Here is a 2262-nt window from a genome sequence, read left to right as displayed (position 1 = left end):
TGATCAGGCGGACCATTTCCGAGAGCTGCTCGATCAGCTCYGGATCCTTCTCGGGGGGCAGGTCCATCGCGGTGGCGCCCATCGCGAACACCAGGCGGGTGATCGCCTTGGAGACCAGCGCGGGTTCGTGCAGCGGGGCGTTGTCGCGCGCGGCGAGCCGCACCAGGTCCAAGCACAGTTCTTCCTCGAAGAACTGCAGTTCGCGCTCCACCGCATGCTTGAACGCATCGGAACCGACGTTGCCCTCCCGCAGCAGCACATGGAGCAGCTTGTCGTCAGCGCGCAGCTGCTCCATGAACGCCTCCACCGAGCCGCGCACCACGCTGCGGTCGCTGCTGGTGGCCCGGTGGCGCGCCTCGCCGATGATCTTGCGCAGCGAACGGCCGGCCAGGTCGATCAGCGCCACCGCCAGTTCGTCCATGTCGCGGAACTGGCGGTAGAAACTGTTGGGCGCGATGCCGGCCTCGCGGGCCACCTCGCGCAGGCTCAGGGTGGAGACGCTGCGGTGCGGGCCGACCAGTTTCAGGGCGGCCGCCATCAGGTCCTCGCGCGAGATGGACGCCTTGCGGCCGGGGCCGTGGTCGTCCTGGAGCTGCGGTTGCGGGTTCGGGATCACGCGATGGCGCCGGGCATACGGAAGGGTAGGGGCATCATAGCCCCGTAAATTAATATACAAGTGTATACACATGCGTCTTCACAGCGGTATAGTGAGGCCATGAATGCTCAGATCCGTCCGACCCCCCGCCGGCCCGGTCCCCTGAAACGCCTGCTCCGCCCGTTGGTGAAGCCGGATATCTTCGATTTCTGGGCCAGCCGCTTCCACCGCACCTGGACCTGGGAGCGCCCGCTGGCCCGGCTGGTGACGCGCGAGGTCGCATCGGCCGATGCCGTGACGCTGCTGTTCAAGCCCAACCGTCACTGGGCCGGCCACCGCGCCGGGCAACACGTGAACCTGGGTATCGAAATCGACGGCATCCGCGTGACCCGCAGCTACAGCCTGACCTCACCGCCGCGCGCGGACGGCCTGTTGCCGATCACCGTGAAGGCCATCGAAGGCGGCCGTGTCAGCCAGTACCTGAGCCGCGACGCCCGCATCGGCGACATCGTCGATCTGGGACCGGCCTTCGGCGAGATGATGCTGCCAGCCTCGCCCCGCGGGTCGTTCCTGTTGCTGGCGGCGGGCAGTGGTATCACGCCGCTGATGGCGCTTGTGCGCGAGCTGGCCGGGCAGGGCATGCCGGTCGACCTGACCCTGCTGTACTGGGTGCGCCGACGTGAGGAAGCCTGCTTCCTCGACGAGCTGCGTGCACTGGCGTCGGCGCATCCGGCGTTCCGCTTCCGCCTGCTGCTGACGCGGGATGCCGCAGCGGCCGGCGACGAAGCGGAAGGCCGCATCGACGACGCGCTGCTCACCGCGCAGGCCGGCGACCTGTCCACGCAGCAGGTCATGGCCTGCGGCCCCGGCGGGTTCGTCGACGCCGCTCGCCACCTGCTGGCCTCCCGCGTGGCCAGCTTCCAGGCCGAAGCCTTCACGGCGGCGCCGGTGACGGTGGTGGACGAAGGCGAGGTCGACATCCGCCTGCAACGCAGCGGTCGCACACTGCGCGTGCCGCGCGGCGAATCCCTGCTGGTCGCCCTGGAGCAACAGGGCCTGAAGCCGCCGTCGGGCTGCCGCATGGGCATCTGCAACACCTGCGCCTGCGGCAAGTCCGCCGGCAGCACGCGCCACCTGCCCAGCGGCGCGCTGATCCATGAACCCACCCAGGCATTGAAGCTGTGCATCCACAGCGCCGCCACCGACCTCGAGCTGGATCTCTGATGGCCACGTCCTCCTTTCCCCGCAACCGCAAGCTCAGCGCCGACGAACTGGATCGGTTCGGCGAGGAGCTCGACGCCCTGCGTGCGCAGACCGTCGCCACGCTCGGCGCACGCGATGCGCGCTACATCCGCAACGTCGTCAAGGCGGTGCGTTTCGCCAACCTGGGCGGCCGCGTGCTGTTGTTCGCAGCGGCGGTGGCGGGTGGTCTGTGGCTGGCCGACAGCGCGGTGGGCTGGCTGTTCTGGGTGCTGTGGGCAGTGGGCGCGCTGTCGCTGGGCCTGGGCAAGATCCTGGAAAACATGGAGCTGGGCCACAACGTCATCCATGGCCAGTACGACTGGCTCGGCGACCCGCAGCTCGACGGCAAGACCTACGATTGGGACATCGTCGGTACGGCCGACAACTGGCGGCACACCCACAACTTCCGCCACCACACCTATACC

Annotated in this window: 2 protein-coding genes and 1 pseudogene; 2 read left to right on the top strand and 1 reads right to left on the bottom strand. The window is 68.6% G+C overall.

Annotated features, from left to right (window positions below; all coding sequences use genetic code 11):
• On the bottom strand, window positions 1-613 hold a 613-nt coding region (gene fabR / locus AC04L7_RS17035; RefSeq protein WP_475513493.1), incomplete at its 3' end, for an HTH-type transcriptional repressor FabR.
• Window positions 614-715: 102 nt separating this feature from the next.
• Between fabR and AC04L7_RS17030 the strand changes: the two genes are divergently transcribed.
• Window positions 716-1819 (top strand): ferredoxin reductase, encoded by a 1104-nt coding sequence (locus AC04L7_RS17030; RefSeq protein WP_435997883.1) that lies wholly within the window; start codon window positions 716-718, stop codon window positions 1817-1819.
• A 257-nt stretch (window positions 1820-2076) separates the two neighbouring features.
• Window positions 2077-2262: pseudogene (locus AC04L7_RS17025) on the top strand (acyl-CoA desaturase); the annotation flags it as partial.

The organism is Pseudoxanthomonas sp. LjRoot204_2, from assembly GCF_056175765.1.
Note: the sequence above shows the minus strand (reverse complement) of the source record. Positions and strands in the feature narration are given on the sequence as shown.